This window comes from Sulfitobacter albidus, assembly GCF_018200035.1.
Classification (GTDB): domain Bacteria; phylum Pseudomonadota; class Alphaproteobacteria; order Rhodobacterales; family Rhodobacteraceae; genus Sulfitobacter; species Sulfitobacter albidus.
In genome coordinates this window covers 2,930,849-2,954,646 of sequence record NZ_CP073581.1, presented here as the reverse complement: position 1 = coordinate 2,954,646, position 23,798 = coordinate 2,930,849, and the positions used below count along the sequence as shown (strand labels likewise).

Below are 23,798 nucleotides of genomic sequence, written 5' to 3'. Positions count from 1 at the left end.
TGGTCAAAAATGCCGCGGCGCGGCAGGCGAAAATCCGTATATAGGTCAGCTTTGCTGCCTTTTATTCCGTCTGTCCTTCCGGTAAGCGGTGGGCTCTGACCGGAATCCGAAGGAAGCTGACCGATGGCCAAGCAACCCATGCTGAAGTTTACGAACGTCGCGCGCGACATGCCGCCCAAGCGGGAGGCAGAGGTACGCCGCGAGGATTTCAAAGAGATTTACGCCGAGTACGCCGAGGCCAAGGCAGCAGAGCAGGCGAGCCGGTGCAGCCAGTGTGGCGTGCCCTATTGCCAGTCGCATTGTCCGCTGCACAACAACATCCCCGACTGGCTGCGCCTGACCGCCGAGGGGCGGCTGCGTGAGGCATGGGAGGTCAGTCAGGCGACCAATACCTTCCCCGAGATTTGTGGCCGTATCTGCCCGCAAGACCGTCTGTGCGAAGGCAACTGCGTCATCGAGACGTCGGGCCACGGCACCGTCACCATCGGCTCGGTCGAGAAATACATCACCGATACCGCGTGGGAAGAGGGCTGGGTTCAGCCGATTACCCCGGCGCAAGAGCGGACCGAAAGCGTGGGCATCATCGGCGCGGGCCCCGGCGGGCTGGCGGCGGCGGATATGTTGCGCCGCGCCGGTGTGCAGGTCACGATCTACGACCGCTACGATCGCGCGGGCGGGTTGCTGACCTACGGTATCCCCGGCTTCAAGCTGGAGAAGGACGTGGTGGTCCGCCGCAACGAACAGCTCGAGCAGTCGGGCGTGACCTTCCGTCTGAATTGCGAGGTCGGGCGCGACATCACGTTCGACGAGATCCGCAGCGCCCATGATGCCGTGATTATCGCCACGGGCGTCTACAAAAGCCGTGATTTGCAGGCCCCCGGCGTGGGTGTGCCGGGCATCGCGCGGGCGATTGATTTCCTGACGGTGAGCAACAAGAAGAGCTTTGGCGACGATGTGCCGGAGTTCAGCGACGGAAGTCTGAATGCAGAAGGCAAGCGCGTCGTGGTGATCGGCGGCGGCGACACGGCGATGGATTGCGTGCGCACCTCGATCCGTCAGGGGGCGACCAGCGTGAAGTGCCTGTACCGCCGCGACCGGGACAACATGCCCGGCTCGCAACGCGAGGTGCAGAATGCCGAGGAAGAAGGCGTGGTGTTCGAATGGCTGACCGCACCCAAAGGATTTACCGGCGATCCGGTGACCGGCGTTCTGGCGCAGAAAATGCGGCTGGGGCAGCCCGATGCCACCGGGCGTCGCGCGCCGGAGGTGATCGAAGGGTCCGATTATACCGAGGAGGCGGATCTGGTCATCATGGCGCTGGGATTTGAGCCCGAGGATCTGCCGACGCTGTGGGACTGCCCCGATCTGCCGGTCAATCGCTGGGGCACGGTAAAGGCCGACTACATCACCGGCAAGACCGAGGCCGAGGGCGTCTATGCCGTGGGCGATATCGTGCGCGGCGCGTCGCTGGTCGTTTGGGCGATCAAGGACGGGCGCGACTGCGCCGAGGCCATCCTTGAGCAGTTGAGCGCGGCGCCGGCCGTCGCGGCGGAGTAGAGTCACACGATGTGCACAGGGCGTACACCGCTCGTGCACCGCTGTGTCAGTCACCAAAACGTTAAACGGTCAGCGGTGCTGACCCGGATCGCGGAGGGGGTTAAGGATGTCTGAACAGATCGATGGCCGATGCCTTTGCGGTGCGGTTGAAATCACGCTGAGCGCGCCCGCCGGTTGGGTGGGAGCGTGCCATTGCAGCATGTGCCGCCGCTGGAGCGGAACGGTGTTCGCAGGCTTTCCGGCAGCGGCGGAGACTGTGCGCGTGACGGGGCAGGTGCGAACATACGCGTCGTCGGAGTTCGCGGAGCGGGCGTTTTGCGAGACCTGCGGCAGCCATCTGTGGGTGCGGGATCGGGCGGAGGGTGCGGATTATGACCTGATGCCGGGTCTCTTTGCCGCCGCACGGGACTGGCCGCTAAAAAGCGAGATCTACCTGGATGAGGCGCCCGCGTGGTTGCGCATCGCGGGCGACCACAAGACTGCCACGCGGGAGGCCTATCTGGCGAAGAACCCGCAGTTTCGCGAGGTGCGCGATGGGTGAGCGGATGACCGGACACTGCCTGTGCGGTGCGGTGCAGGTGGAGGCGACCCACGATGGTGCGCCCAAGCTGCGTGCGTGTCATTGCGACATGTGTCGGCGGCATGGCTCTGGCCCGTTTTTCTCGATCAACGCGCGGGTGCTGTCGGTGGCCGGGCCTGCGCAGAGCTATCGGTCGTCCGATTGGGCGGAGCGGGGGTTTTGCGGCACCTGCGGATCGACGCTTTGGTACGGGACTGTCGCCGATGGCGTGCGGCACCTGTCAGCCGGGCTGTTTGACAATGCCGGCGGTGGCACGCTGGCCGTGGAATTTTTCGCCGACGCCTGCCCGCAGGGCTATGCGCTGGCCGGGTCGCAGAAAAAGCTGACGACCCAAGAGACAATCGCGCTGTTCGCGCCCCGAGAGGAGATCGACCAATGACCAAATATGACGCAGCATGGGTAGCCCGTGAGGAAGCCAAACGCGCTTTCATGGCTGAAAAGGGTCTGTATGCGCCGGAGGAGGAGCATTCCTCTTGCGGGGTCGGTTTGGTGGTGAACATCGACGGGTCACGCTCGCGCGAGGTGGTCGAGAACGGGATCAAGGCGCTGAAAGCGATCTGGCACCGCGGCGCGGTCGATGCGGATGGCAAGACCGGCGATGGTGCGGGCATTCATGTGCAGATCCCGGTGCCGTTCTTTTACGATCAGGTGGAGCGTACTGGCCACAAGCCGCGCCGGGATGAGCTGATTGCCGTGGGGCAGGTATTTTTGCCCCGGGTGGATTTCGGCGCGCAGGAGACCTGCCGGACCATCGTCGAGACCGAAGTGCTGCGCATGGGCTACTATATCTACGGCTGGCGGCACGTGCCGGTGAACGTGGATTGTCTGGGCGAAAAGGCCAACGCGACCCGCCCCGAGATCGAGCAGATCCTGATCTCCAACGCCAAGGGCGTCGATGAAGAGACGTTCGAGCGGGAGCTGTATGTGATCCGCCGCCGGATCGAAAAGGCGGCGGTCGCGGCACAGGTGCCGACGCTTTATATCGCGTCGATGTCGTGCCGGTCGATCATCTACAAGGGCATGATGCTGGCCGAGCAGGTGGCGGATTTCTATCCCGATCTGATGGACGAACGGTTTGAGAGTGCCTTCGCGCTCTATCACCAGCGCTATTCGACCAACACTTTCCCGCAGTGGTGGCTGGCACAGCCCTTCCGCATGCTGGCGCATAACGGCGAGATCAACACGCTGAAGGGCAACCTCAACTGGATGAAGAGCCACGAGATCCGCATGGCGTCGGATGCGTTCGGCGAGATGGCGGAGGATATCAAACCCATCGTCGCGGCCGGATCGTCGGATTCCGCGGCGCTGGATTCCGTGTTCGAGGTGCTGGTGCGCGCGGGCCGTTCGGCGCCCATGGCAAAGACGATGCTGGTGCCGGAGTCGTGGTCGAAGCAGGCGATCGAGCTGCCGCAGGCGTGGCGCGACATGTATTCCTACTGCAACTCGGTGATGGAGCCGTGGGACGGCCCCGCAGCATTGGCAATGACCGATGGCCGCTGGGTCTGTGCGGGCCTTGACCGCAACGGGCTGCGCCCGATGCGCTACGTCGTAACCTCTGACGGGATGCTGATTGCGGGGTCCGAGGCGGGCATGGTGCCGCTGGACGAGGCGCGCGTCGTCAAGAAGGGCGCGCTTGGCCCCGGGCAGTTGCTGGCCGTGGATATGGACGAGGGCAAGCTGTACGGCGATACGGAGATCAAGGACAAGCTGAGCGCCGCGCGCCCCTTTGGCGAGTGGGTCGGCAAGATCAACGAGCTGGACGAGGCGCTGGCGGGTGTGACCGAGGCGCCGCTGTTCGAGGGTGCCGAGCTGCGCCGCCGTCAGGTTGCGGCCGGCTATACCATCGAGGAACTTGAGCAGATCCTCGCGCCCATGGCGGAGGACGGCAAGGAAACGCTGGCCTCGATGGGGGATGATACGCCCTCGGCGGTCTTGTCGAAAAAGTACCGCCCGCTGAGCCATTTCTTCCGTCAGAACTTCAGCCAGGTGACCAACCCGCCGATTGACAGCCTGCGCGAATTCCGGGTGATGAGCCTGAAAACGCGGTTTGGGAACCTCAAGAACGTGCTTGAGGAAAGCTCAAGCCAGACGGAGATTCTGGTGCTTGACAGCCCGTTCGTGGGCAACGCGCAGTGGGATCAGCTGACCTCGCAACTGGATGCGGAGCTGGCCACCATCGATTGCACGTTTGAGCCGGGCAAGAGCCTTGACGCCGCGCTGCGCGCCATTCGCGCGGAAGCGGAGGATGCGGTGCGGTCGGGTGCGGGGCATATCCTGCTGACGGATCAGGGCGCCGGTGAGGGCCGTGTGGGGATGCCGATGATCCTCGCCACCAGTGCTGTGCACAGCCATCTGACACGCAAGGGGCTGCGCACGTTCTGCTCGCTCAACGTGCGGTCGGCGGAATGTATCGATCCGCATTACTTTGCCGTGCTGATCGGCTGTGGTGCCACGGTGGTGAATGCCTATCTGGCCGAGGACAGTCTGGCCGACCGGATCGGGCGCGGATTGCTCGACGGTGATCTGACCACGGCGGTTGCGCGCTACCGCGATGCGATCGACGCCGGATTGCTCAAGATCATGGCAAAGATGGGGATTTCGGTGATTTCCTCCTATCGCGGCGGCCTGAATTTCGAGGCCGTTGGCCTGAGCCGCGCGATGTGTGCGGAATACTTCCCCGGCATGACCAGCCGCATCAGCGGCATTGGCATCAAGGGCATTCAGCGCATGACCGAAGAGGTTCATGCAAAGGGCTGGTCCGGGGGCGACACGGTGATGCCCATTGGCGGTTTCTACAAGGCGCGCAAATCAGGTGAGACACACGCGTGGGAAGCGACCTCGATGCATATGATGCAGGAGGCTTGCAACCGCGCGTCCTATGAGATGTGGAAGCAGTATTCGGCCAAGATGCAGAGCAATCCGCCGATCCACCTGCGCGATCTGCTGGATATCAAAAAGCTGGGCGATGCGGTGCCGATTGAGGAGGTGGAAAGCATCACCTCGATCCGCAAACGCTTTGTCACGCCGGGCATGTCGCTGGGGGCGCTGAGCCCTGAGGCGCACAAGACGCTGAACGTGGCGATGAACCGGATCGGTGCGAAGTCTGACAGCGGCGAGGGCGGGGAAGATCCCGCGCATTTCACGCCCGAGGCGAATGGCGACAATCCGTCAGCCAAGATCAAGCAGGTGGCTTCGGGACGCTTTGGCGTGACGGCGGAATACCTCAACCAGTGCGAAGAGCTGGAGATCAAGGTGGCCCAGGGCGCCAAGCCCGGTGAGGGCGGCCAGCTGCCCGGTATGAAGGTCACCGACCTGATCGCGCGGCTGCGTCATTCGACGCCGGGGGTGACGCTGATCTCCCCGCCGCCGCACCACGATATCTATTCCATCGAGGATCTGGCGCAGCTGATCTATGACCTCAAGCAGATCAACCCGCGCTGCAAGGTTACGGTCAAGCTGGTGGCGTCTTCGGGCGTGGGCACGATTGCTGCCGGGGTGGCCAAGGCCAAGGCGGACGTGATCCTGATTTCGGGGCACAACGGCGGCACCGGCGCCTCGCCTGCGACCTCGATCAAATACGCAGGCCTCCCGTGGGAGATGGGGCTGACCGAGGCGCATCAGGTGCTGTCGATGAACAACCTGCGTGAGCGGGTGACGCTGCGCACCGATGGTGGGCTGCGCACCGGGCGTGACATCGTCATGGCCGCGATGCTGGGGGCCGAGGAATACGGCATCGGCACGGCGGCGCTGATCGCGATGGGCTGCATCATGGTGCGCCAGTGCCAATCCAACACCTGCCCCGTGGGCGTGTGTACGCAGGATCAGGATCTGCGCGACAAGTTCACCGGCAATGCCGACAAGGTGGTGAACCTGATCACGCATTACGCGACCGAAGTGCGCGAAATCCTCGCCTCTATCGGGGCGCGCAGCCTTGATGAGGTGATCGGGCGCGCGGATTTGCTGGCACAGGTCTCGCGCGGCTCGGCGCATCTGGATGATCTGGATCTCAATCCGCTGTTGATCTCGGTCGATGGGGCGCTGGACACGGTTTACGATCGGGACCAGCCGCGCAATGCGGTGCCCGACACGCTGGACGCGCAGATCGTGCGCGATGCGGCGCGGTTCCTTGAGGACGGCGAAAAGATGCAGCTGAGCTATGCGGTGCAGAACACGCACCGCACCGTGGGCACGCGGGTCAGCAGCCACATCGTCAAACGATTCGGGATGCGCAACGATCTTCAACCCGATCACCTGACGGTCAAGCTGGCGGGCTCTGCCGGGCAATCGCTGGGGGCCTTCGCGGCGCCGGGGCTGAAGCTGGTCGTGTCCGGGGACGCCAATGACTATGTGGCCAAGGGGCTGTCAGGGGGCACGGTCGTCGTGCGCCCGCCGATGGCGAGCACGATTGTCGCCGCCGAGAACACAATCATCGGGAACACCGTGCTGTACGGCGCGACGGATGGCTACCTGTTCGCCGCCGGCCGCGCGGGCGAGCGGTTTGCCGTGCGCAACTCCGGTGCGCGGGTGGTGATCGAGGGATGTGGCAGCAACGGGTGCGAATACATGACCGGTGGCGTGGCCGTCATTCTGGGGCAGGTCGGCGCGAACTTTGGCGCGGGCATGACCGGCGGGATGGCGTATCTGTATGATCCCAAGGGGCGTGCGGTGGACATGATGAACCATGAAACGCTGGTGCATTGCCCCGTCACGGTCGACCATTGGGAGGCCGAGCTGCGCGACCTGATCGAGCGTCACGTCGCCGAGACCGGCAGCCGCCACGGCGCGGAGATCCTGCAACATTGGGAGACCGAGCGCGGGCATTTCGTGCAGGTCTGCCCCAAGGAGATGCTGAGCCGTATTCCCGCGCCTTTGGGGATCGAGGAGACGGCCGTTCCGGCGGAATGACCCCTGTGCAATTGTGTCAGGCGCGGAAACAATCCGCCGCGCCTGACACGCAATGACCCCGATCCGGCACCGGCCCCGCCGTGTTTGAGACAAATTGTTGCGACACCTTGCCCGCTGACAGCAGGCAAGGAGTGGCGATATGCCGACGACCTACAAGGACCAGTTTTTCGAGATCGATCCGGGCACGTCCCCGGCCCCCGGCACACCGGTCACGGTGTTCCGGGCGCAGATGACGGATGTGAACGACAACGGATTGATCGACGACAATGACAACGATCTGTTCAACGGAGTGCAGATCACGCGGGTCTGGGAGGGCGATACGCTGACGGTCAACGTGCCGGGCGTGGGCACTGTCACCTATACCGGCACGACATTCTATCTGGCGACCGGCAACCCGGTGTTCACGCCGACAGACGGGCAGGTTCTGCAAAACGGGACGGTTGCGGGCAGCAGTTTCGTCACTTCCAGCACCGAGATGGACGTCGGTGACTTTGGGCCGACCTGTTTCACCACCGGCGCGCGGATCGACGTGCCCGGCGGCATGCGTCGCATCGAGGAGATCGCCGTGGGCGATCTGGTGGAGACATTGGACGACGGCGCGCAGCCCGTGCGGGCGATCCTGCGCCAGACGGTGCGGGCCTACGGCGCCTTTGCGCCCATCCATTTTGCGGCCGGCGCGCTGGGACAAGAGCGCGCCTTTGCCGTATCGCCCGAACACCGGATGCTGATTGCTGATTGGCGCGCGGCACTATTAATGGGGTGTGACGAGGCGTTGGTGGCGGCGAAACATCTCGTCAACGGGACGAGCGTGCAGCGGATCGAGGGCGGATCGGTGACCTATATCCATCTGGTCTTTGACGATCACCAGATCGTGACCGCCGACGGCTGCCAATCGGAAAGCTGCCTGCCCGATCCCGCGCTGATCGCGCGGATGGACCCAAAACAAGTGGAATTGCTGCAACTCTTCGGGGCGGAATCCGTGCGCACTGTGGCGCATCGGGCCGAAGCGATCTGTTTACGCGCGGCCTGACCTTTACCCGCGCCGCCGCCGCCTTATGTGGCGGGGCATGCGCCATTTCATCCTGACCGCCTTTCTGTTTCTGACTGCCTGTGTGGGCGGTGGCCCGCAATCGGGTGACATCCTTTTGTTGGGCGACAGCGTGATGGCGTGGAACGGCAGTGACAACGCCGATATCGGCAATGTCATCGCCGACAGGCTTGACCGGCGGGTATCGGTGCGGGCGGTGCCGGGGGCGCAGTTCGACAACGCGTCGGGCCTCGCCTCGGCCGTGGGGTTCGACATTCAGGCGCAATATCCAGGCGGCGCGTGGAACTGGGTGGTGCTGAACGGGGGCGCCAATGATCTGGGATTTGACGATTGCGGCTGCGGGGATTGCGCGCGGGTTGTTGATGCGCTGATCGGGCCGGACGCGGCGACCGGAAAGATCCCCGCGTTCCTGAACCGGTTGCGCGCGTCCGGATCAAGGGTGCTGTGGATGGGGTATTACACCTCGCCGGGCACGTCCTTTGCCGGCTGCACCGACGATCTGATCGTGCTTGAGGGGCGCATCGCGCGCTATGCCGAGGCGCGAGGCGATACGTTCTTTTTCGACGGGGAGGATGTGATTGTGCGCGAGAACCCCGATCATTTTGCGAACGACGACACGCATCCCTCGCGCGAGGGGAGTGCCCTTCTGGGCACGGCGCTGGCCGATCTGATCGCGCGCGCCGAGGGCCGTTCACAATAACGCCCCCCGGCGGTATAGCTGGGGCATGGCGAAGCGGGCGATAAAAGCGAAATCCACTAGAGGCAAGGCAAAGGCGCCCGAGCGGATGCCGATCCGAAAGCGCGTGCGCCGTGCGATCTGGCGCACGGTCGCGATCGCCTTTCTGGGGGTCGTGGGCGCCGTGCTGCTGGGTGCTGTCGTGAACCCGCCGACGACTGCCTACATGTTCTCCGAAAGTCGCCGTTTGGGGGGCGTGGATCACGAATGGGTGCCCATCGAGGAGATCGCGCCCGTGATGGCCCGCGCCGCCGTCGCCGCGGAGGACGCGAATTTCTGCAATCACTGGGGGCTGGATGTGGCCGCGATCCGGCTGGCGATTGCCGAAGGGTCGAACCGGGGCGCGTCGACCATCAGCCAGCAAACGGTCAAGAATGTGTACCTTTGGCACGGGCGCAGCTATGTGCGCAAAGCAATGGAAGCGGGGATCACGCCGCTGATGGAGGCGGTCTGGTCGAAACGGCGCATCCTCGAGGTCTATCTGAATGTCGCGGAGTTCGACGAGGGTGTGTTCGGCGTGGAGGCGGCGGCGCGGCATTATTTTGGCGTCGGACCCGAAGCGTTGACCGCGCGGCAGGCATCGGCGCTGGCCGCCGTTTTGCCAGCGCCCAAGGATCGTTCTGCCAGTCGGCCCACAAATTTCCTGCAAAAGCGGGCCGCACAGATCCGCTCCGGCGCGGCCACTATCCGCGCGGACGGCCGGGCGGAATGTTTCGAGAGTTGAAACTGGCGCGCCGCCGGGGCATTCAGGGGGAGCCCCCGAAAGAGAGACTGTCATGGCCCGCCTCTACCACGTTCCGCTGTCGCCCTATTGCCGCAAGGTGCGCCTGAGCCTCGCCGAAAAGAAGATCGAAGTCGATCTGATCGAGGAACGCTATTGGGAACAGGATCCCGATTTCCTGCGCCGCAACCCGGCGGGCAAGGTGCCGGTGCTGCGGCTTGACGGGATCATGATGAGCGAGAGTGCGGCGATCTGCGAATACATTGAGGAGACGCGCCCCGAGCCGCCATTGCTGCCCCATGATCCGGTGGAGCGGATGGAGGTGCGCCGCCTTGTCAGCTGGTTTGACGACAAGTTCCACCATGAGGTGACGGCCAAGCTGCTGTACGAGCGGGTGAACAAGAAGGTGATGAAAGCGGGCTATCCGGATAGCAAGAACGTGAAGGCTGGGGCCAAGGCGATCAAGTTCCACCTTGGCTATATGACGTGGCTGCTGGACCAGCGGCGTTGGCTGGCGGGGAATGTGATGACGCTGGCGGATTTTGCCGCCGCAGCACATCTGTCGTCGCTCGATTATATCTCGGACGTGGATTGGAAAAGCTGCCCGGAGGTAAAGGACTGGTACGCCAAGATCAAATCCCGCCCGGCGTTTCGCGGGATACTGGCCGATCAGGTGCCCGGGTTTCCGCCGCCGCGTCACTACAATGACCTTGATTTCTGAAGCTGGCGGAGCGCTGTAGGTATTTGGAAAAGGGTGCAGGAAGGGCGGCTGTGCTCAAGGAGCGGCTGGTGGCGCGGGCTTTGCACGAGGGATTTGCGGGCGCGCGGATCTGTCGGCCAGACGCGGTGCCCGAGGTGCCGGAGCGATTGGCCACGTTTCTGGAGGCCGGGTATCACGGGCAGATGACGTGGATGGCGGATCGGGTCGCGTGGCGGTCGGATCCGGCGACCCTGTGGCCCGAGGCGCGCTCGGTCTTGATGCTGGCGGAGAGCTATGCGCCCGAGCATGATCCGTTGGCGGTGCTGGAGCGACCCGATCTGGGGGCGGTGTCCGTCTACGCGCAGGGGCGCGATTACCATGACATTGTGAAAAAGCGGCTCAAGCGGGTGGCGCGCTGGCTGGTGGCCGAAGCGCCCTGTGAGGTGAAGGTGTTTGTGGATACCGCGCCCGTGCCGGAGAAGGCCTTGGCGCAGGCGGCGGGGCTGGGCTGGCAGGGCAAGCACACCAATGTGGTGAGCCGCGACTGGGGAAACTGGGCGTTTCTGGGCGCGATTTTCACCACGTTGGACCTGGCGCCGGATACCGCGGAGCGGGATCATTGCGGCAGTTGCACCGCCTGTCAGGATGTCTGTCCCACCGATGCCTTCCCGGCGCCCTACCGATTGGATGCGCGGCGGTGCATTTCGTACCTCACGATCGAGCACCGCGGACCGGTGGACGAAGATTTGCGCGCGCGCCTGGGGAACCGGATCTACGGTTGTGACGATTGTCTGGCGGTCTGTCCGTGGAACAAGTTTGCCGTGGCGGCGAGTGATCTGCGGTATCACGGCGGGGCGGGGGGGAGCCTCGCGGAGTTGGCGGTGCTGGATGATGCAGGGTTTCGCGCGCGGTTCTCAGGCTCTCCGATCAAGCGGATCGGGCGGGATCGTTTTGTGCGCAACGTGCTGTACGCCATCGGGAATTCGGGAATGGCAGAGTTGCGTGGTGTGGCGCAGGGTCTGTGTGAAGATGCGGATCCTGCCGTTGCCGACGCGGCGCGCTGGGCGGTGGCGCGGCTGGAGAAGGAGTAGAGGATGGCGCTGCTTTTGGGGGTCGATACGGGTGGGACGTATACCGATGCGGTGATCCTGCGCGATGAGGCGGAGGTGATCGCCTCGGCCAAGGCGCTGACGACGCGGCAGGATCTGGCGATTGGTGTGGGCGAGGCCGTGCGCGCGGTGCTGGAACAGTCGGGCATTGCTGCGTCGGAGATATCGCTTGCGTCATTGTCGACGACGTTGGCGACGAACGCGTTGGTCGAGGGGCAGGGCGGACGTGTGGCGCTGATCTATATCGGGTTCAAGGCGCGCGATATCGAGGCGCACGGGCTGGCAGATGCGCTGAAGGGTGATCCGTTTATCGTGCTGGCGGGCGGGCACAATCACGCGGGCGGCGAGGCGGCGGCGCTGGATGAGGATGCCTTGCGCGCGTTTCTGGCAGAGCATGGCGAAGCGGTGGGCGGATTTGCCGTGGCTGCGCAATTTGCCACGCGCAACCCCGCGCATGAGCTGCGGGCGATGGCTTTGGTCACTGAACTGACGGGGCGGCCCGTGTCGGCCTCGCATCAGCTGTCGGCAAAGCTGAACGGGCCAAAGCGCGCGATGACCGCGTTGCTGAACGCGCGGTTGATCGGGATGATTGACCGGCTGATCGGGCGGGCGCAGGACCGTCTGGGAGAGCTGGGCGTGACCGCGCCGCTGATGGTGGTGCGCGGGGACGGCGCGTTGATTTCGGCGGCGCAGGCGCGCGAGCGGCCCATCGAGACGATCCTGAGCGGGCCTGCGGCCTCGATCGTGGGGGCGCGGTGGCTGACGGGGGCGGATCACGCGCTGGTCAGCGACATCGGCGGGACGACGACAGATGTGGCGCTACTGCGCGACGGGCGGCCCGCGATTGATCCTGGGGGCGCGCGTGTGGGTGCATTTCGCACCATGGTCGAGGCGGTCGCGATGCGCACCACGGGGCTGGGTGGCGACAGCGAGGTGCATTTCATCGGCGAGGGTTTGGCCGGTGGGGTGACGCTGGGGCCGCGGCGGGTGCTGCCGGTTGCGCTGCTGGCGCATGAGGATGCGGGCGTGCACGCCGTGCTTGATGCGCAGCTGCGCGCGACGGTGCCCAATGAGCATGACGGGCGGTTTGTGCGCGCGGTGCCGGGGCTGAGCGCAGAGGGGCTGGGCGCGCGGGAGTTGGCGCTGCTGGAGCGGATCGGCGACGGGGTGCGACCGCTGGGAGACGTGCTGCGCGCGCGGATCGAGGTGGGCGCGCTGGGGCGGCTGGTGGCGCGTGGGCTGGTGCAGATGGGCGGCGTGACGCCGTCTGATGCCGCGCATGCGCTGGGGCTGGCGCAGGCGTGGGATGCGGAGGCGGCGCACAAGGCACTGGCGCTGTTTGCGCGGCGTCGGACGGGGTCGGGTGACAGGCTGGCACAGACGGCAGAGGCGATGGCGGAGCGGATCATCGCTCAGCTGCACGAACAGACGGCGCTGGCGCTGTTGGAGGCCGCGTTCGAGGAGGAAGGATTTGAGGGCGATCCCGCGACACTGGCGCGGCACACGCTGATGCAGCGGGGGTTGGCGGGGCACCGTGGGCTGGTGCGGATTGACGCGGGGCTGGCAGTGCCGGTGGTGGGGCTGGGAGCGTCGGCGCCGACCTATTATCCGGCGGTGGGTGAACGCCTGGGGTGTGAGATGATCCTGCCCGCGCATGCCGGGGTCGCCAATGCTATCGGGGCGGTGGTGGGACGCGTGACCATGCGCGAAAGCGGGACAATCACCGCGCCGAGCGAGGGGCGTTACCGCGTGCATCTGGCAGAGGGGCCTGAGGATTTTGGCGACGAAGCCGGGGCATTGGCGCGGCTGGAGGAGGTGCTGCGCGCCCGTGCGCGGGCGGCGGCCGAAGCGGCGGGGGCAGCGGATATTCAGGTGAGCGTGACGCGCGATATCCGCCGCGCGGGCGTCGAAGAGCGCGAGGTTTTTGTCGAGGCGAGCGTGACGGTGGAGGCCGCCGGGCGGCCACGGGTTGCGCGCTAGGCTGATGCCACTTTCTGACAGGACTGCCAGAGCGCGTGGCCGTCGCTGAGCCGCAAGGCCCAGTCAAGCGGAAACGCCGTGATGCCGTAGGCGGCGCCGAGGGCCGCGCCGAGCGGAATGGCGCGCCCGCAGCTGTCGCCGCCGGTGCGGATGTTGCGCTCGACCGCGTCGCGGGGATCGGGGCTGCGCGCGAGGATGTGAAAGATCACCGGGCCACCCATGGGTAGGTGGCAGGCGCGCCCGACCTCTTCGGCGTAGGCTACGGTGTCATCCTCATCGGTGTTGAGCGCGTCTGACAGGGCGTCGCGGATGGCGGGATCAGCGGCTTGCGCGGTGGCGGTCAACGCATCCGCCAGCGCTGTGCCGTCGAGGAGGCGGGTCAGCAGATCGACGAAGGCGGCGCTGTAGGCGTCGGCCACGGGGTTGATGTTGGTGACCTCCATCGCGGCGCGGCGCTGTGCGTGCAGATCCGGCGTGCCGTGATAACGCGCGACGATGGCGGGCAGCGTGGCGGTTGCGGGGAGTTGGTCGTCGTCGATGCCGGTCTCGTCCCGTTCTGCCGCGATGTTGTCGAGCGCGCCGCGCGTGGGGCGGTCGATGTAGCCCTGATAGCTGCCGCCTGCGCCGAAATGCGCGGCAAAGGCGGTGCGGTAGGCGGTGGCGTCAAACGCACCCTCGGTCGCAATGGATCGTAGCGCGAGGGCGAGCACTTCGCCGTATTGGCTGAGCATGCCGTCGCTGCGGGCGTGGTGCACAAAGATGCCTTTGGCGTCGTGATACTGCGTTTCATCCACCGGGCAAAAGGCAGCCCCACCCCGCCGGTCGGCGATCTCGGCGATGCGTGCCGGATCGTAGAGCCAGTGCAGGCCAAGGGCGGCGGCATCGGCGATCAGTGCGCCAAAGAGCATATCGGCGGAGCGGGTGGGCATAGGGATCTCCTGACAGAAAATGGCCGGAGCGTTTGCCCCGGCCAGTATGGTTATTCGGCGGCGTCGCGTTTGGGCAGCACCCAGTCGGGACGCGGGAAATGGCAGGTGTAGCCATTTGGGATCCGCTCAAGATAATCCTGATGTTCCGGTTCCGCCTCCCAGAAATCAGAGACCGGTTCGACCTCGGTGACGACCTTGCCGGGCCAGATGCCGGAAGCTTCGACATCGGCGATGGTGTCGAGCGCCACAGCCTTTTGATCCTCGTTCTCGTAGTAGATCGCTGAGCGGTAGCTCATCCCGACGTCGTTGCCCTGACGGTTGACTGTGGTGGGGTCGTGTATCTGGAAAAAGAACTCCAGCAGCTTGCGGTAGCTGAGCACGTCGGGGTTGAAGATGACCTCGATCGCCTCGGCGTGGGTGCCGTGGTTGCGGTAGGTGGCGTGGGCCACGTCACCGCCGGAATAGCCGACGCGAGTGGATTTCACACCGTCCATCTTGCGGATGAGATCCTGCATTCCCCAGAAACAACCGCCTGCCAGTACTGCGCGTTCTTCGCTCATGCCACGTCCTCCACTTGGTCGAGGTATTCGCCGTACCCCTCGGCCTCCATATCGTCGCGGTGCACGAAACGCAGCGACGCGGAGTTGATGCAATAGCGCAGGCCGCCGCGGTCGGGTGGGCCGTCGGGGAACACGTGGCCCAGATGGCTGTCACCGTGTTTCGAGCGGACCTCGACCCGGCGCATGCCGAGGCTGTTGTCCTCGTGCTCCGTCACATTCTCGATCGGCTTGGTAAAGGATGGCCAGCCGCAGCCGCTCTCGTATTTATCGCCAGAGGCGAACAGGGGCTCACCCGAGACGATATCGACGTAAATGCCCGGCTCCTTATTGCCCAGCAGCTTGCCGGTGCCGGGGCGTTCGGTGCCGGATTCCTGCGTGACGTGATACTCCTCGGGGGAAAGGGTCGCGATGACGTCGGGGTTCTTGGTATACTCTGGCATGGGTTTCTCCTTGCGCTGTGCTTGGCTGTATACATGGGTCTCTGGAGGCGATTTTCAAAGGGGGATGAAACCGTTTGCGCCTTTGCAGCGTATCTATTCCAACGGAACCGGGGAGATCGTTCGATGCGCATGGTCTGGACAGTTTTGGCAAGCCTTGCGGCGGGGATGGCCACGGCCGCGCCGGGTGAGGCGGTATTTCCCTCGATTGACGGGGGCGAAATTGCGCTGAGCGATTTTCGTGGGCAGCCTGTTTTGGTGGTCAACACCGCCTCGCAATGCGCGTTCACGCGGCAGTACGAGGGGCTTCAGGCGCTTCAGGATAGGTATGCGGATCGCGGATTGGTGGTGCTGGCGGTACCATCGGATGATTTCAACCAAGAGCTGGAGACAGCCGAAGAGATCAAGGAATTCTGCGAGATTAACTATAACCTCACCCTGCCTATGACCGATATGACCCACGTGCGGGGACCGCAGGCGCATCCGTTCTACCGCGATGTGCAGGCCGATACGGGATTCACCCCGCGGTGGAATTTCAACAAGGTATTGCTGAACGGTGAGGGTGATGTGGTGCGCACGTGGGGCTCGTCGGCGCGGCCGCTTTCGGCGTCTGTCACCGGGGAAATCGAGGCACTGCTGGATTAGGCCCGCCCCGCCCACAGCACCTTGCCATCCGTGGCCTCAAGACCCGGAGAGATGCCGTATGCCGCGCGGTAGCTTTTTGAGAAATGCGAAAGCGATTTGAAGCCGCAGGCGATGCAGACATCTGTCACCGAAAGCTGGGTTTGACGCAGCAGGTTGCGGCCCTTTTCCAGGCGGATGCGCAGGTAGTAGCGTTTGGGTGAGATTGACAGGTGGCGCGCGAACAGCCGTTCCAGCTGGCGGGTCGACAGGCCGATCACTGTGGCGATCTCTTCGGGGGTCAGGGGGTCTTCGATGTTGTTTTCCATGATCTGCATGGCCATGAGCAGCTTGGGATTGCGCACCTCTGGGCGGGTTTGCAGGGACATGCGCTGCGCGTCGGAGTGGTTGCGCGGCGCGGTATAGATCATCTGATCGGCCACCCATGTCGCCAGATCCGCGCCGTAGTCGTCGCGCAATCGGTGCAGCATCATATCCATCGACGCGGCCCCGCCCGCAGAGGTGAAGATACGCCCGTCGACGGAAAATATCGTATCCTCCATGATGACGTCGGGCAGCATTTCGGCGAGCGCCGTCTTGTATTCCCAATGGGTCGTTACGCGCCTGCCGCCGATCAAACCGGCCAGCGCGAGGATGTAGGTGCCTGATGACAGCGCGCCAAAATCATGGCCCGCCCGCGCCTCGCGGCGCAGCCAGCTGAGCAGGGGTTTTGACGCCGATTGGCCCGCGTTCTCGCCCGCGCAGACGATCAGCGTCTCATTGCGGTGCAACGGCTCCAGCCCCGCGTCGACGTTGATTTGCACGCCATTGTAGGCGGCGACGGGGCCGCCGGTTTCCGATATCAGCCGCCAGCGGTAGAATTCGCGCCCCGACGGGTGGTGATTGGCCAGCGACAACACATCGAGCGCGCAAGAAAAGCCGAGAGTCGAAAAGCCGGGCACCAGCAGAAAGGCGTATGATTTGGGCGTGTCGGTCATGGACAACAGACTAGGGCGGTGGGTGCACCCCGCTTGATTCCTTGCGGCAGGAGGATGTCGCGTTCAGACCTTTCGCGCGCTCTGGCGCGAGACCTGCACGGCCAGAATACCGGCGGCGATGATGATCACGCCAAGGATGTCGCGGGGGCCGAGCGCCTCACCCAGCAGCAGCGCCGCGATGGCGACGCCGAAGAACGGATTGAGAAAGTGAAACGTCGCCGCCTTGGTCGCGCCGATGCGGCCCACGAGCCAGAACCAGACCAGCGTGGCCAGCAGGCCCGGGACAAAACAGGTGTAGAGGAAGGCAAGGATCAGCGGTGTGCTGAGCGTGACCTGCGGTGTTTCGAACAGCAGCGTGGCGACGGTGAGCGCGGCAAAACCCACCAGCATTTGCAGCCCCACCACCATCATCAGATTGCCCCCCGTCGAGGCGCCGCGCACCGTCAGCGTGGCGATTGCCAGCGCGGTCACGCCAACGACGCAGAGTGCCACACCCCACAGATCCGCGCCCGCCCCCACGCGCGCGCCCATGATCAGCACCACACCGACAAATCCCGCAACCAGCCCCGCGATGCCCAGATTGCCCAACCGCTCGCCCATGAACGCCCAAGCGGCAAAACCGACCATCAGCGGCATGGTGGAAGCGATGATCGCGGCGAAGGAGGCTTCGATCGTTTGCATGGCGACAAAGAACAGGCCGAGGTAGACGGCATTCTGCAAAAAGCCGAACAGGATCGTCGCGCGCCATTGGGCCGGGGTCAGTTGCCAGCTTTGCCCCATGGCGCGGGCGATGGCGATGCCGACGATCCCCGACAGCAGATAGCGCGCCGCGAGGGCAGCCAGCGGCGTGGCATCGGCAACGATGATACGGGCGGAGGTGAAGGCAGACGACCACATCAGGGCGAAGGCGAGGCCGAGGGCGATTGCGCGAATATCCATGTCGGTCCCCCCCTGTGCGGCTTGGAGGGACCATCGGTCAATCGCGCGCCGGGTGCAAGATGGCTAGCGCCGCTCGAACACCAGCGTAAGGCGTGCGCCACTGTCGGTCAGATCGTTGGTCAGCGTCCCGTCAAGACTGGAGGCCGCGGCTTCGACCAGAGAGCTGCCGATGCCGCTGATGCGCGAGGGTTCTTTCGGGGGGGCGGCGCTGCCGATTCCGGTGTCGGTGGCTTGTAGGATCAGCTTGTCCTCGTCCGAGGAGGTCAGGGTGATTGCCACCTTGCCCGGTGTCATTTCGGGAAAGGCGTGTTTGATCGAATTGGCGATGAATTCGGACACGATGATGCCGATGTCGGTGGCGTCGCGGGCGGGAATGGTGATTTCATCGGCGGTGAGATGTTCGAGGGTGATATGGTCGGGTGCGGTCACGCGCAGGCTTGTGATGAGCTCTTCAAGATAGCGGCGGGCGTCGATGGTGCCCTTGTCGGCGGTCTTTTGCAGTTGCTCGTGCAGGGCGGACATGGCGTCGATCCGGCGCTGCACCGCTTCGAGCGCTTCGCGGGCGGCGTTGTCTTCAACCGCGCGGGTGTACATGCGCACAAGCGAGGAGGTCGATTGCAGCGAATTCTTGATCCGGTGGTCCATCTCGGCGCGCAGCGTTTCCTCGTTCCGGATAGCGCGGCGCAGCTCAAGCTGGGTCACGACCTGCCGCGCCAGCGAGCGCAGTGTGTGACGCTGCACGGACGTGAGGCGGCGCGGCGCGTGATCGAGGATGCACAGCGTGCCCAGCGGCATACCACCCGGCCCGATCAGCGGCATGCCCGCGTAAAAGCGCAGGGGCGCCTCGCCGTGTAGAAGGCCGTTGTTGGCCGTGCGCGGGTCCTTTGTCGTATCCTCGATTTCCAGTAGATCGTCCTGAAGGATCGCGTGCGCGCAGACCGATTGGCTGATCGGGGTCTCGGACAGGTCGAGCCCCTTGCGGGCCTTGAACCACTGACGATCCGTGTCCACGAGCGATACCAGACAGACCGGCACCTCGCAGATCTTTGAGACGAGATCGACGATGTCGTCGAATTCCGGCTCGGGACTCGAATCGAGGACCTCGAATTGTCGAAGGGTCGATACCCTTTTGGCATTCAGTGGATGTGGATCTGCGTGCATAGTCCCTCGCGACGCTTTTTCGACTGAAGGGAAGCTAATCCCGTCGCGCGCGAGTTCAATGCACGATAGTGCAACTAAGTGCAGAGTGGGCAAAAAAAAAGAGGCGACCGCTGGGGGCGCCTCTTTCTATCTGGTTCGCCGTAGCGACATCAGCCGTTGACGCTGTCTTTCAGTGCCTTGGCGATCGTCATCTTGACGACCTTGTCCGCTTCTTTCTTGAACTGTTCGCCGGTAGCGGGGTTGCGCACCATCCGCTCGGGGCGTTCGCGGCAGTAGATTTTGCCAACGCCGGGAAGCGTCACGGCACCGCCGCCGGAAACTTCGCGTGTGATCAGATCGCAAACGGCTTCAAGAGCTGCGCCTGCGGATTTCTTGTCTGTGTCCATCTCTTCGGCCAATGCGGCGACGAGTTGGGTTTTTGTCATTGGTTTAGTGGCCATTTTTAATTCTCCTACGTCCGCCCGAATATAGGGCCTCATGGGGCGAATGTAACGGCATGTTGTGGACGAACACAACGAATAGTGGCGCGATTTGCCAAGAAAATAGGGGATATGAGCCGTTTTTTACGTCTCTGAGCGCTTCAACCACAGGTTTGACGGCCATTCGGGGCGAAATCGGGCCTTCGCGCTTGGGAACACCATCGCCGATTTGCCGAATCCGGTCGAGCAAAAAGCCGGCAAATGTGCTGTCAGGCGGCGATAACCCGCCGGGTCTGCCAGGCATTTGGGTACGGGTTACAGAAACGCCGTCTCCTCGAACGAGCGCAGTTTGCGGCTGTGGATGCGTTCCAACGGCATCTCGCGCAGGTGTTCCATCGCGCGGATCCCGATCATCAGGTGCCGCGACACTTGCGTCTTGTAGAAGTCCGATGCCATGCCGGGCAGCTTCAGCTCCCCGTGAAGCGGCTTGTCTGAGACGCACAGAAGCGTGCCGTAGGGGACGCGAAAGCGGTAGCCGTTGGCGGCGATTGTGGCACTTTCCATATCCAGCGCCACGGCGCGCGCCTGGCTGAGCCGGTGCACGGGGCCGGATTGGTCGCGCAGCTCCCAGTTGCGGTTGTCGATGGTGGCGACGGTACCGGTGCGCATGATGCGCTTGAGCTCGTACCCCTCCAGCTGGGTGACCTGTGCGACCGCCTGTTCCAGCGCGATCTGGATTTCGGCCAGCGCGGGGATCGGCACCCAAGTGGGCAGATCATCGTCGAGCACGTGATCCTCGCGCAGGTAGGCATGGGCGAGCACGAAATCCCCCAGCGCCTGCGAATTGCGCAGCCCCGCGCAGTGACCCACCATCAGCCACGCGTGCGGGCGCAGCACCGCGATGTGATCGGTCGCGGTCTTGGCGTTCGACGGGCCGACGCCGATGTTGACCAGTGTGATGCCCCCACCGCCCGCGCGTTTGAGGTGATAGGTCGGCATCTGCGGGATCTTGGGTGAGGGATCGATCGGCGTGTCGGGATCGGTAATCTCCACATCGCCGGTGGAGACAAAGGAGGTATAGCCACTGTCCTTGTCGCGCAGCATCTCGCGGGCGAAGGCCTCAAACTCGGTCACGTAGAACTGGTAGTTGGTAAAGAGTACATGGCACTGGAAGTGATCGGGATCGGTGGCGGTGTAATGCGCCAGCCGCGCCAGCGAATAATCCACCCGCTGTGCGGTGAAGGGGGCGAGCGGGGCGACATCATCCTCGGGCACGTGGGTGCCGTTGACGATGTCGTCGTTGGTGGTGCTGAGGTCGGGCACGTCGAACACGTCGCGCAGGGTGAAATCGGCGGCACCCTCCTGCGGGACGGTGACATTGGCGTCATTGGTCATGGCAAAATGCACGGGGATCGGCGTGGTCGAGGGACCGATGATGACGGGCTGGCCGTGGTTTTCGATCAACAGGCCGATCTGCTGGATCAGGTAATTGCGGAAGAGATCGGGCCGGGTGATCGTCGCGGCATAGGTGCCGGGCGTCGAGACATGGCCAAAGCTGAGCCGCGTGTCCACGCGCGCGAAGCTTTGCGTGGTGAACCGCACCTCCGGGTAGAACGCGCGGATGCGGGTATCGGGCGGCGCGTCGGCCATGGCGGCGGTGAAATGCTGGCGCAGAAAGCCGACCGCCTGATCGTAGAGCATCGTCAGCCGGTCAACGGCGGCGGTGGCATCCGTGAACTCTTCGGATTTTGGGGCGTCGGGGGTGAGGATGGCAAATTGCTTCATCGGTTAGTCGCGTTTCTTTTCTGAGAATAGGCTGCCGATCTTTTGCATGATCGTGTCAGAGCTGTCGTCGTCGCGCAGATCGAGCCCTTCGACGGTGCGCATGATTTCCTGAAGATGCGCCAGTTCCTCTTCGGAGGGGGCGGCGTAACCTCTGCCACCCAGCGCACGAAGGGATCGGTGCTGTCGGCGTCGTCGTAGGCGCTGAAATCCGCGATGCCGAGATCGCGCGCGGTTTGGGCCGCGGGGCGGGGAAAGTTTTCGGCAAGGAAGGCTTGCAGCGCTTGGGGCGCGATGGGCTGATCCTCGGGCGGCAGATCGTCGGTGCCGTGATAGTCTTGGGCCGCTTGCAGGGGGGTGATGTCGGTCCGCGACAGTGCGCCCGGCTCGGGGTAGCCCATGGCGAGGAAGTGCAGAAACACCACCGGATCGTCGGTTATCGTGCCTAGCGTGTCGTGGCCGAGGTGCACGAACCATTGTTTGCCCGTATCGTCGAGCCAGAGCGCCGCGCGCCCGCCGTCGCCGGCGGTTTCCGCGATGTCGGCCACGCGGGCGTCGACGGCGGGATCGGGCGTTTCCCAATGGTCGGAAAACCCGTAGGGGCTGCCGCCGAAGGCTGCGTGGCTGGTGGCGGGATCCACGACCAGTTCGGGCGGGTAGATGTGCAGCCCCTGATCCTGCGGGGCATCCCCGCGCGAGATCGTCCATCCCTGCGCCTCGATCCAGTCAAAGGTCTGGATCAGCGCGGGGGGGAGCGCCATGCCGGGGTGCAGCATGCTGGTGAGGGCATCGGCAAAGCGGGTCATGCGGAAATCACGTCGATGAATTCAAAGCTGCGTACGTCCACGAGCCCCAGATCGGAAATCCGCAATTCAGGGATCACCACCAGCGCCAGCAGGGAGTGCTGCATATAGGCGTTGTTGAGGCGGCAACCGCAGGCGCGCATCGCGGCCATCAGTGCGTCGGTCTTGGCGGCGACCTCTGCCGCCGGTCTGTCGGACATCAGCCCGGCGATGGGCAGGTCGATGGTGGCCAGCGGGGCGCCGTCGCGGAAGATCGTGATGCCGCCGCCAAGGGCGCGCAGGTGGTTGGCGGCCAGCGCCATTTGCGCGGGATCGGTGCCCACGACGATCATGTGATGGCTGTCGTGCGCCACGGTGGAGGCCATGGCCATGCACCCCTCGTAGCCAAAGCCAGACACCAGCGCGTTGACCACGCCGCCGGTCGCGCGGTGACGCTCCACCAGCGCGATCTGCGCCACGTCACCGCTGGGCTGCACGCGGCCCTCGGTCACCGGCAACTCGAATTGCAGGGCCTTGGTGGGGGCCTGATTTTCGACTACGCCGATGACATTGGCGGTGACGGCGTTGGCGCCGTCGGGGGCGGGGATGTCGAAATCCTCCGCCGCCAGATCGCGGGCCATGTTGACGGTGGCGCGGGCGCTTTCGGGCCAATCGTAATGCGGGCAGTCGGCAAGGCACGCGCCGTCCTGCGCCACGATCTGACCGCGCGCGATCACCGTCTCGATCGGCAGGGTTTTGAGGTCCGAGGTCAGGATCACATCGGCGCGGCGCCCCGGCGTGAGCGAGCCCAGCTCCCGCTCCAGTCCGAAATGGGTGGCGGTGTTGATCGTGGCCATTTGCAGCGCCACCAGCGGATCGCAGCCGCAGTCGATGGCGTGGCGCACCGCGCGGTTCATGTGGCCATCGTTGACCAGCGTGGCGGAGTGGCAGTCATCGGTGCAGAGGATCATGTTGCGGCTGTCGAGGCCGCGTTCGGTGATCGCGGTGATCTGGCTTTCCACGTCGTACCAGGCAGAGCCCAGCCGGATCATCGACCGCATCCCCTGCCGCATGCGCGCCACCGCGTCGGCCTCGCAGGTGCCCTCATGGTCGTCCGCCGGGCCACCCGCCACATAGGCCGCAAACGCTGGCCCCAGATCGGGGGAAGCATAGTGCCCGCCCACCGTCTTGCCCGCGCGTTGGGTCGCCGCGATCTCGGCGAGCATCTGCGGATCGGCGTTGCTGACACCGGGAAAGTTCATCATCTCGCCCAGACCGATGATGCCGGGCCAATCCATCGCCTCGGCCACATCGTCTGCGGTGATCTCAAAACCCGTGGTCTCCATCCCCGGTGCCGAGGGCGCGCAGGAGGGCATCTGGGTGAAGATGTTGATGGGTTGCATGAGTGCTTCGTCGTGCATCATGCGCACGCCCGCAAGGCCCAGCACATTGGCGATCTCGTGCGGATCGGTGAACATGGTCGTTGTGCCGTGGGGGATCACGGCGCGGGCGAATTCGGCGGGGGTGAGCATGCCGCTTTCGATATGCATATGCCCGTCGAGCAGGCCGGGGATCATGTAGCGGCCGCTTGCCTTGATGATCCGGGTGTCGGGGCCTTTGCAGTGGTCAGCCGAGGGGCCGACAAATGCGATGCGCCCGGCTGTGATGGCGATGTCGTGATCGGGCAGCGCCTCGCGCGTGTGCACGTTGACCCAGATGCCACCGGTGAGGATCATCTCGGCGGGCGCACGGCCTGCGGCGACGTTGACAAGATCGGCGGCCGTATCGGCCCAGGTTGGGAAAGGTTCTTGCGTCATAACCAACGGTGGCACAG

General features: G+C 64.5%; 21 protein-coding genes. 11 read left to right on the top strand and 10 right to left on the bottom strand.

The features are described from left to right. The first annotated feature begins 123 nt into the window (after window positions 1–123). From KDD17_RS14415 to KDD17_RS14370, 10 genes are all read left to right on the top strand, one after another. The gene (locus tag KDD17_RS14415) at window positions 124–1,557 is read left to right on the top strand and encodes an NAD(P)-dependent oxidoreductase (protein ID WP_212704300.1); all 1,434 of its coding nucleotides are present in this window, start codon (window positions 124–126) and stop codon (window positions 1,555–1,557) included. A 106-nt stretch (window positions 1,558–1,663) separates the two neighbouring features. Next, window positions 1,664–2,098, top strand: coding sequence for a GFA family protein (locus KDD17_RS14410; protein WP_212704299.1), 435 nt, complete (start codon window positions 1,664–1,666; stop codon window positions 2,096–2,098). Window positions 2,099–2,102: 4 nt separating this feature from the next. Beyond that, window positions 2,103–2,516 (top strand): GFA family protein, encoded by a 414-nt coding sequence (locus KDD17_RS14405; protein WP_254796806.1) that lies wholly within the window; start codon window positions 2,103–2,105, stop codon window positions 2,514–2,516. Further along, window positions 2,513–7,042, top strand: coding sequence for a glutamate synthase large subunit (gene gltB / locus KDD17_RS14400; RefSeq protein ID WP_212704297.1), 4,530 nt, complete (start codon window positions 2,513–2,515; stop codon window positions 7,040–7,042). Before KDD17_RS14405 ends, gltB begins: the two co-directional genes overlap by 4 nt. A 139-nt stretch (window positions 7,043–7,181) precedes the next feature. Further along, window positions 7,182–8,072 (top strand): Hint domain-containing protein, encoded by an 891-nt coding sequence (locus KDD17_RS14395; protein ID WP_212704296.1) that lies wholly within the window; start codon window positions 7,182–7,184, stop codon window positions 8,070–8,072. A 37-nt stretch (window positions 8,073–8,109) separates the two neighbouring features. Then, on the top strand, window positions 8,110–8,790 hold the full coding sequence (locus KDD17_RS14390; protein ID WP_212704295.1) for an SGNH/GDSL hydrolase family protein: 681 nt from the start codon (window positions 8,110–8,112) through the stop codon (window positions 8,788–8,790). A 25-nt stretch (window positions 8,791–8,815) separates the two neighbouring features. Continuing rightward, window positions 8,816–9,550 (top strand): monofunctional biosynthetic peptidoglycan transglycosylase, encoded by a 735-nt coding sequence (mtgA, locus tag KDD17_RS14385; protein ID WP_212704294.1) that lies wholly within the window; start codon window positions 8,816–8,818, stop codon window positions 9,548–9,550. 52 nt (window positions 9,551–9,602) lie between these two features. After that, complete coding sequence (gene fzlA, locus KDD17_RS14380; protein WP_212704293.1) at window positions 9,603–10,268, top strand: FtsZ-binding protein FzlA; 666 nt, start codon at window positions 9,603–9,605, stop codon at window positions 10,266–10,268. A gap of 23 nt (window positions 10,269–10,291) precedes the next feature. Then, entirely contained in the window at window positions 10,292–11,338 is a 1,047-nt protein-coding gene (queG, locus tag KDD17_RS14375) for a tRNA epoxyqueuosine(34) reductase QueG (protein ID WP_212704292.1), read from the top strand. Window positions 11,339–11,341: 3 nt separating this feature from the next. Beyond that, window positions 11,342–13,336 carry a hydantoinase/oxoprolinase N-terminal domain-containing protein gene (locus tag KDD17_RS14370; RefSeq protein WP_212704291.1) on the top strand — a complete coding sequence of 665 codons (1,995 nt, stop codon included), beginning with the start codon at window positions 11,342–11,344 and terminating at the stop codon, window positions 13,334–13,336. Here the strand turns inward: KDD17_RS14370 and KDD17_RS14365 are convergent. From KDD17_RS14365 to msrB, 3 genes are read right to left on the bottom strand one after another with little or no spacing between them, the layout of a single operon-like run. Further along, window positions 13,333–14,265, bottom strand: a complete 933-nt coding sequence (locus tag KDD17_RS14365; RefSeq protein WP_212704290.1) for an ADP-ribosylglycohydrolase family protein — start codon at window positions 14,263–14,265, stop codon at window positions 13,333–13,335. The genes KDD17_RS14370 and KDD17_RS14365 overlap by 4 nt on opposite strands. A 50-nt stretch (window positions 14,266–14,315) precedes the next feature. Next, a complete protein-coding gene (msrA, locus tag KDD17_RS14360; protein WP_212704289.1) occupies window positions 14,316–14,825 on the bottom strand; it encodes a peptide-methionine (S)-S-oxide reductase MsrA in 510 nt (169 codons plus the stop codon). After that, window positions 14,822–15,265, bottom strand: coding sequence for a peptide-methionine (R)-S-oxide reductase MsrB (gene msrB / locus KDD17_RS14355; protein ID WP_212704288.1), 444 nt, complete (start codon window positions 15,263–15,265; stop codon window positions 14,822–14,824). Before msrB ends, msrA begins: the two co-directional genes overlap by 4 nt. A 123-nt stretch (window positions 15,266–15,388) precedes the next feature. Here msrB and KDD17_RS14350 point away from each other — a divergent pair, with 123 nt between their 5' ends. Further along, window positions 15,389–15,907 carry a glutathione peroxidase gene (locus KDD17_RS14350; RefSeq protein ID WP_212704287.1) on the top strand — a complete coding sequence of 173 codons (519 nt, stop codon included), beginning with the start codon at window positions 15,389–15,391 and terminating at the stop codon, window positions 15,905–15,907. Here the strand turns inward: KDD17_RS14350 and KDD17_RS14345 are convergent. From KDD17_RS14345 to ade, 7 genes are all read right to left on the bottom strand, one after another. Continuing rightward, window positions 15,904–16,881 carry a GlxA family transcriptional regulator gene (locus tag KDD17_RS14345; RefSeq protein ID WP_212704286.1) on the bottom strand — a complete coding sequence of 326 codons (978 nt, stop codon included), beginning with the start codon at window positions 16,879–16,881 and terminating at the stop codon, window positions 15,904–15,906. The two genes, KDD17_RS14350 and KDD17_RS14345, sit on opposite strands and share 4 nt — an antisense overlap. A gap of 63 nt (window positions 16,882–16,944) precedes the next feature. After that, window positions 16,945–17,820 carry a DMT family transporter gene (locus tag KDD17_RS14340; RefSeq protein WP_212704285.1) on the bottom strand — a complete coding sequence of 292 codons (876 nt, stop codon included), beginning with the start codon at window positions 17,818–17,820 and terminating at the stop codon, window positions 16,945–16,947. Window positions 17,821–17,883: 63 nt separating this feature from the next. Beyond that, window positions 17,884–18,981: a histidine kinase dimerization/phosphoacceptor domain -containing protein gene (locus tag KDD17_RS14335; protein ID WP_212704284.1), complete on the bottom strand. Its 1,098-nt coding sequence runs from the start codon at window positions 18,979–18,981 to the stop codon at window positions 17,884–17,886. A 149-nt stretch (window positions 18,982–19,130) separates the two neighbouring features. After that, window positions 19,131–19,421, bottom strand: coding sequence for an HU family DNA-binding protein (locus KDD17_RS14330; protein WP_212704283.1), 291 nt, complete (start codon window positions 19,419–19,421; stop codon window positions 19,131–19,133). Between the two features lie 294 nt (window positions 19,422–19,715). Continuing rightward, complete coding sequence (locus KDD17_RS14325) at window positions 19,716–21,185, bottom strand: AMP nucleosidase (protein WP_212704282.1); 1,470 nt, start codon at window positions 21,183–21,185, stop codon at window positions 19,716–19,718. Then, window positions 21,182–21,988 (bottom strand): hypothetical protein, encoded by an 807-nt coding sequence (locus KDD17_RS14320; protein WP_212704281.1) that lies wholly within the window; start codon window positions 21,986–21,988, stop codon window positions 21,182–21,184. The genes KDD17_RS14325 and KDD17_RS14320 overlap by 4 nt, the downstream gene beginning before the upstream one ends. Further along, window positions 21,985–23,781, bottom strand: a complete 1,797-nt coding sequence (gene ade, locus KDD17_RS14315; RefSeq protein WP_212704280.1) for an adenine deaminase — start codon at window positions 23,779–23,781, stop codon at window positions 21,985–21,987. The genes KDD17_RS14320 and ade overlap by 4 nt, the downstream gene beginning before the upstream one ends. Window positions 23,782–23,798 lie beyond the last annotated feature (17 nt).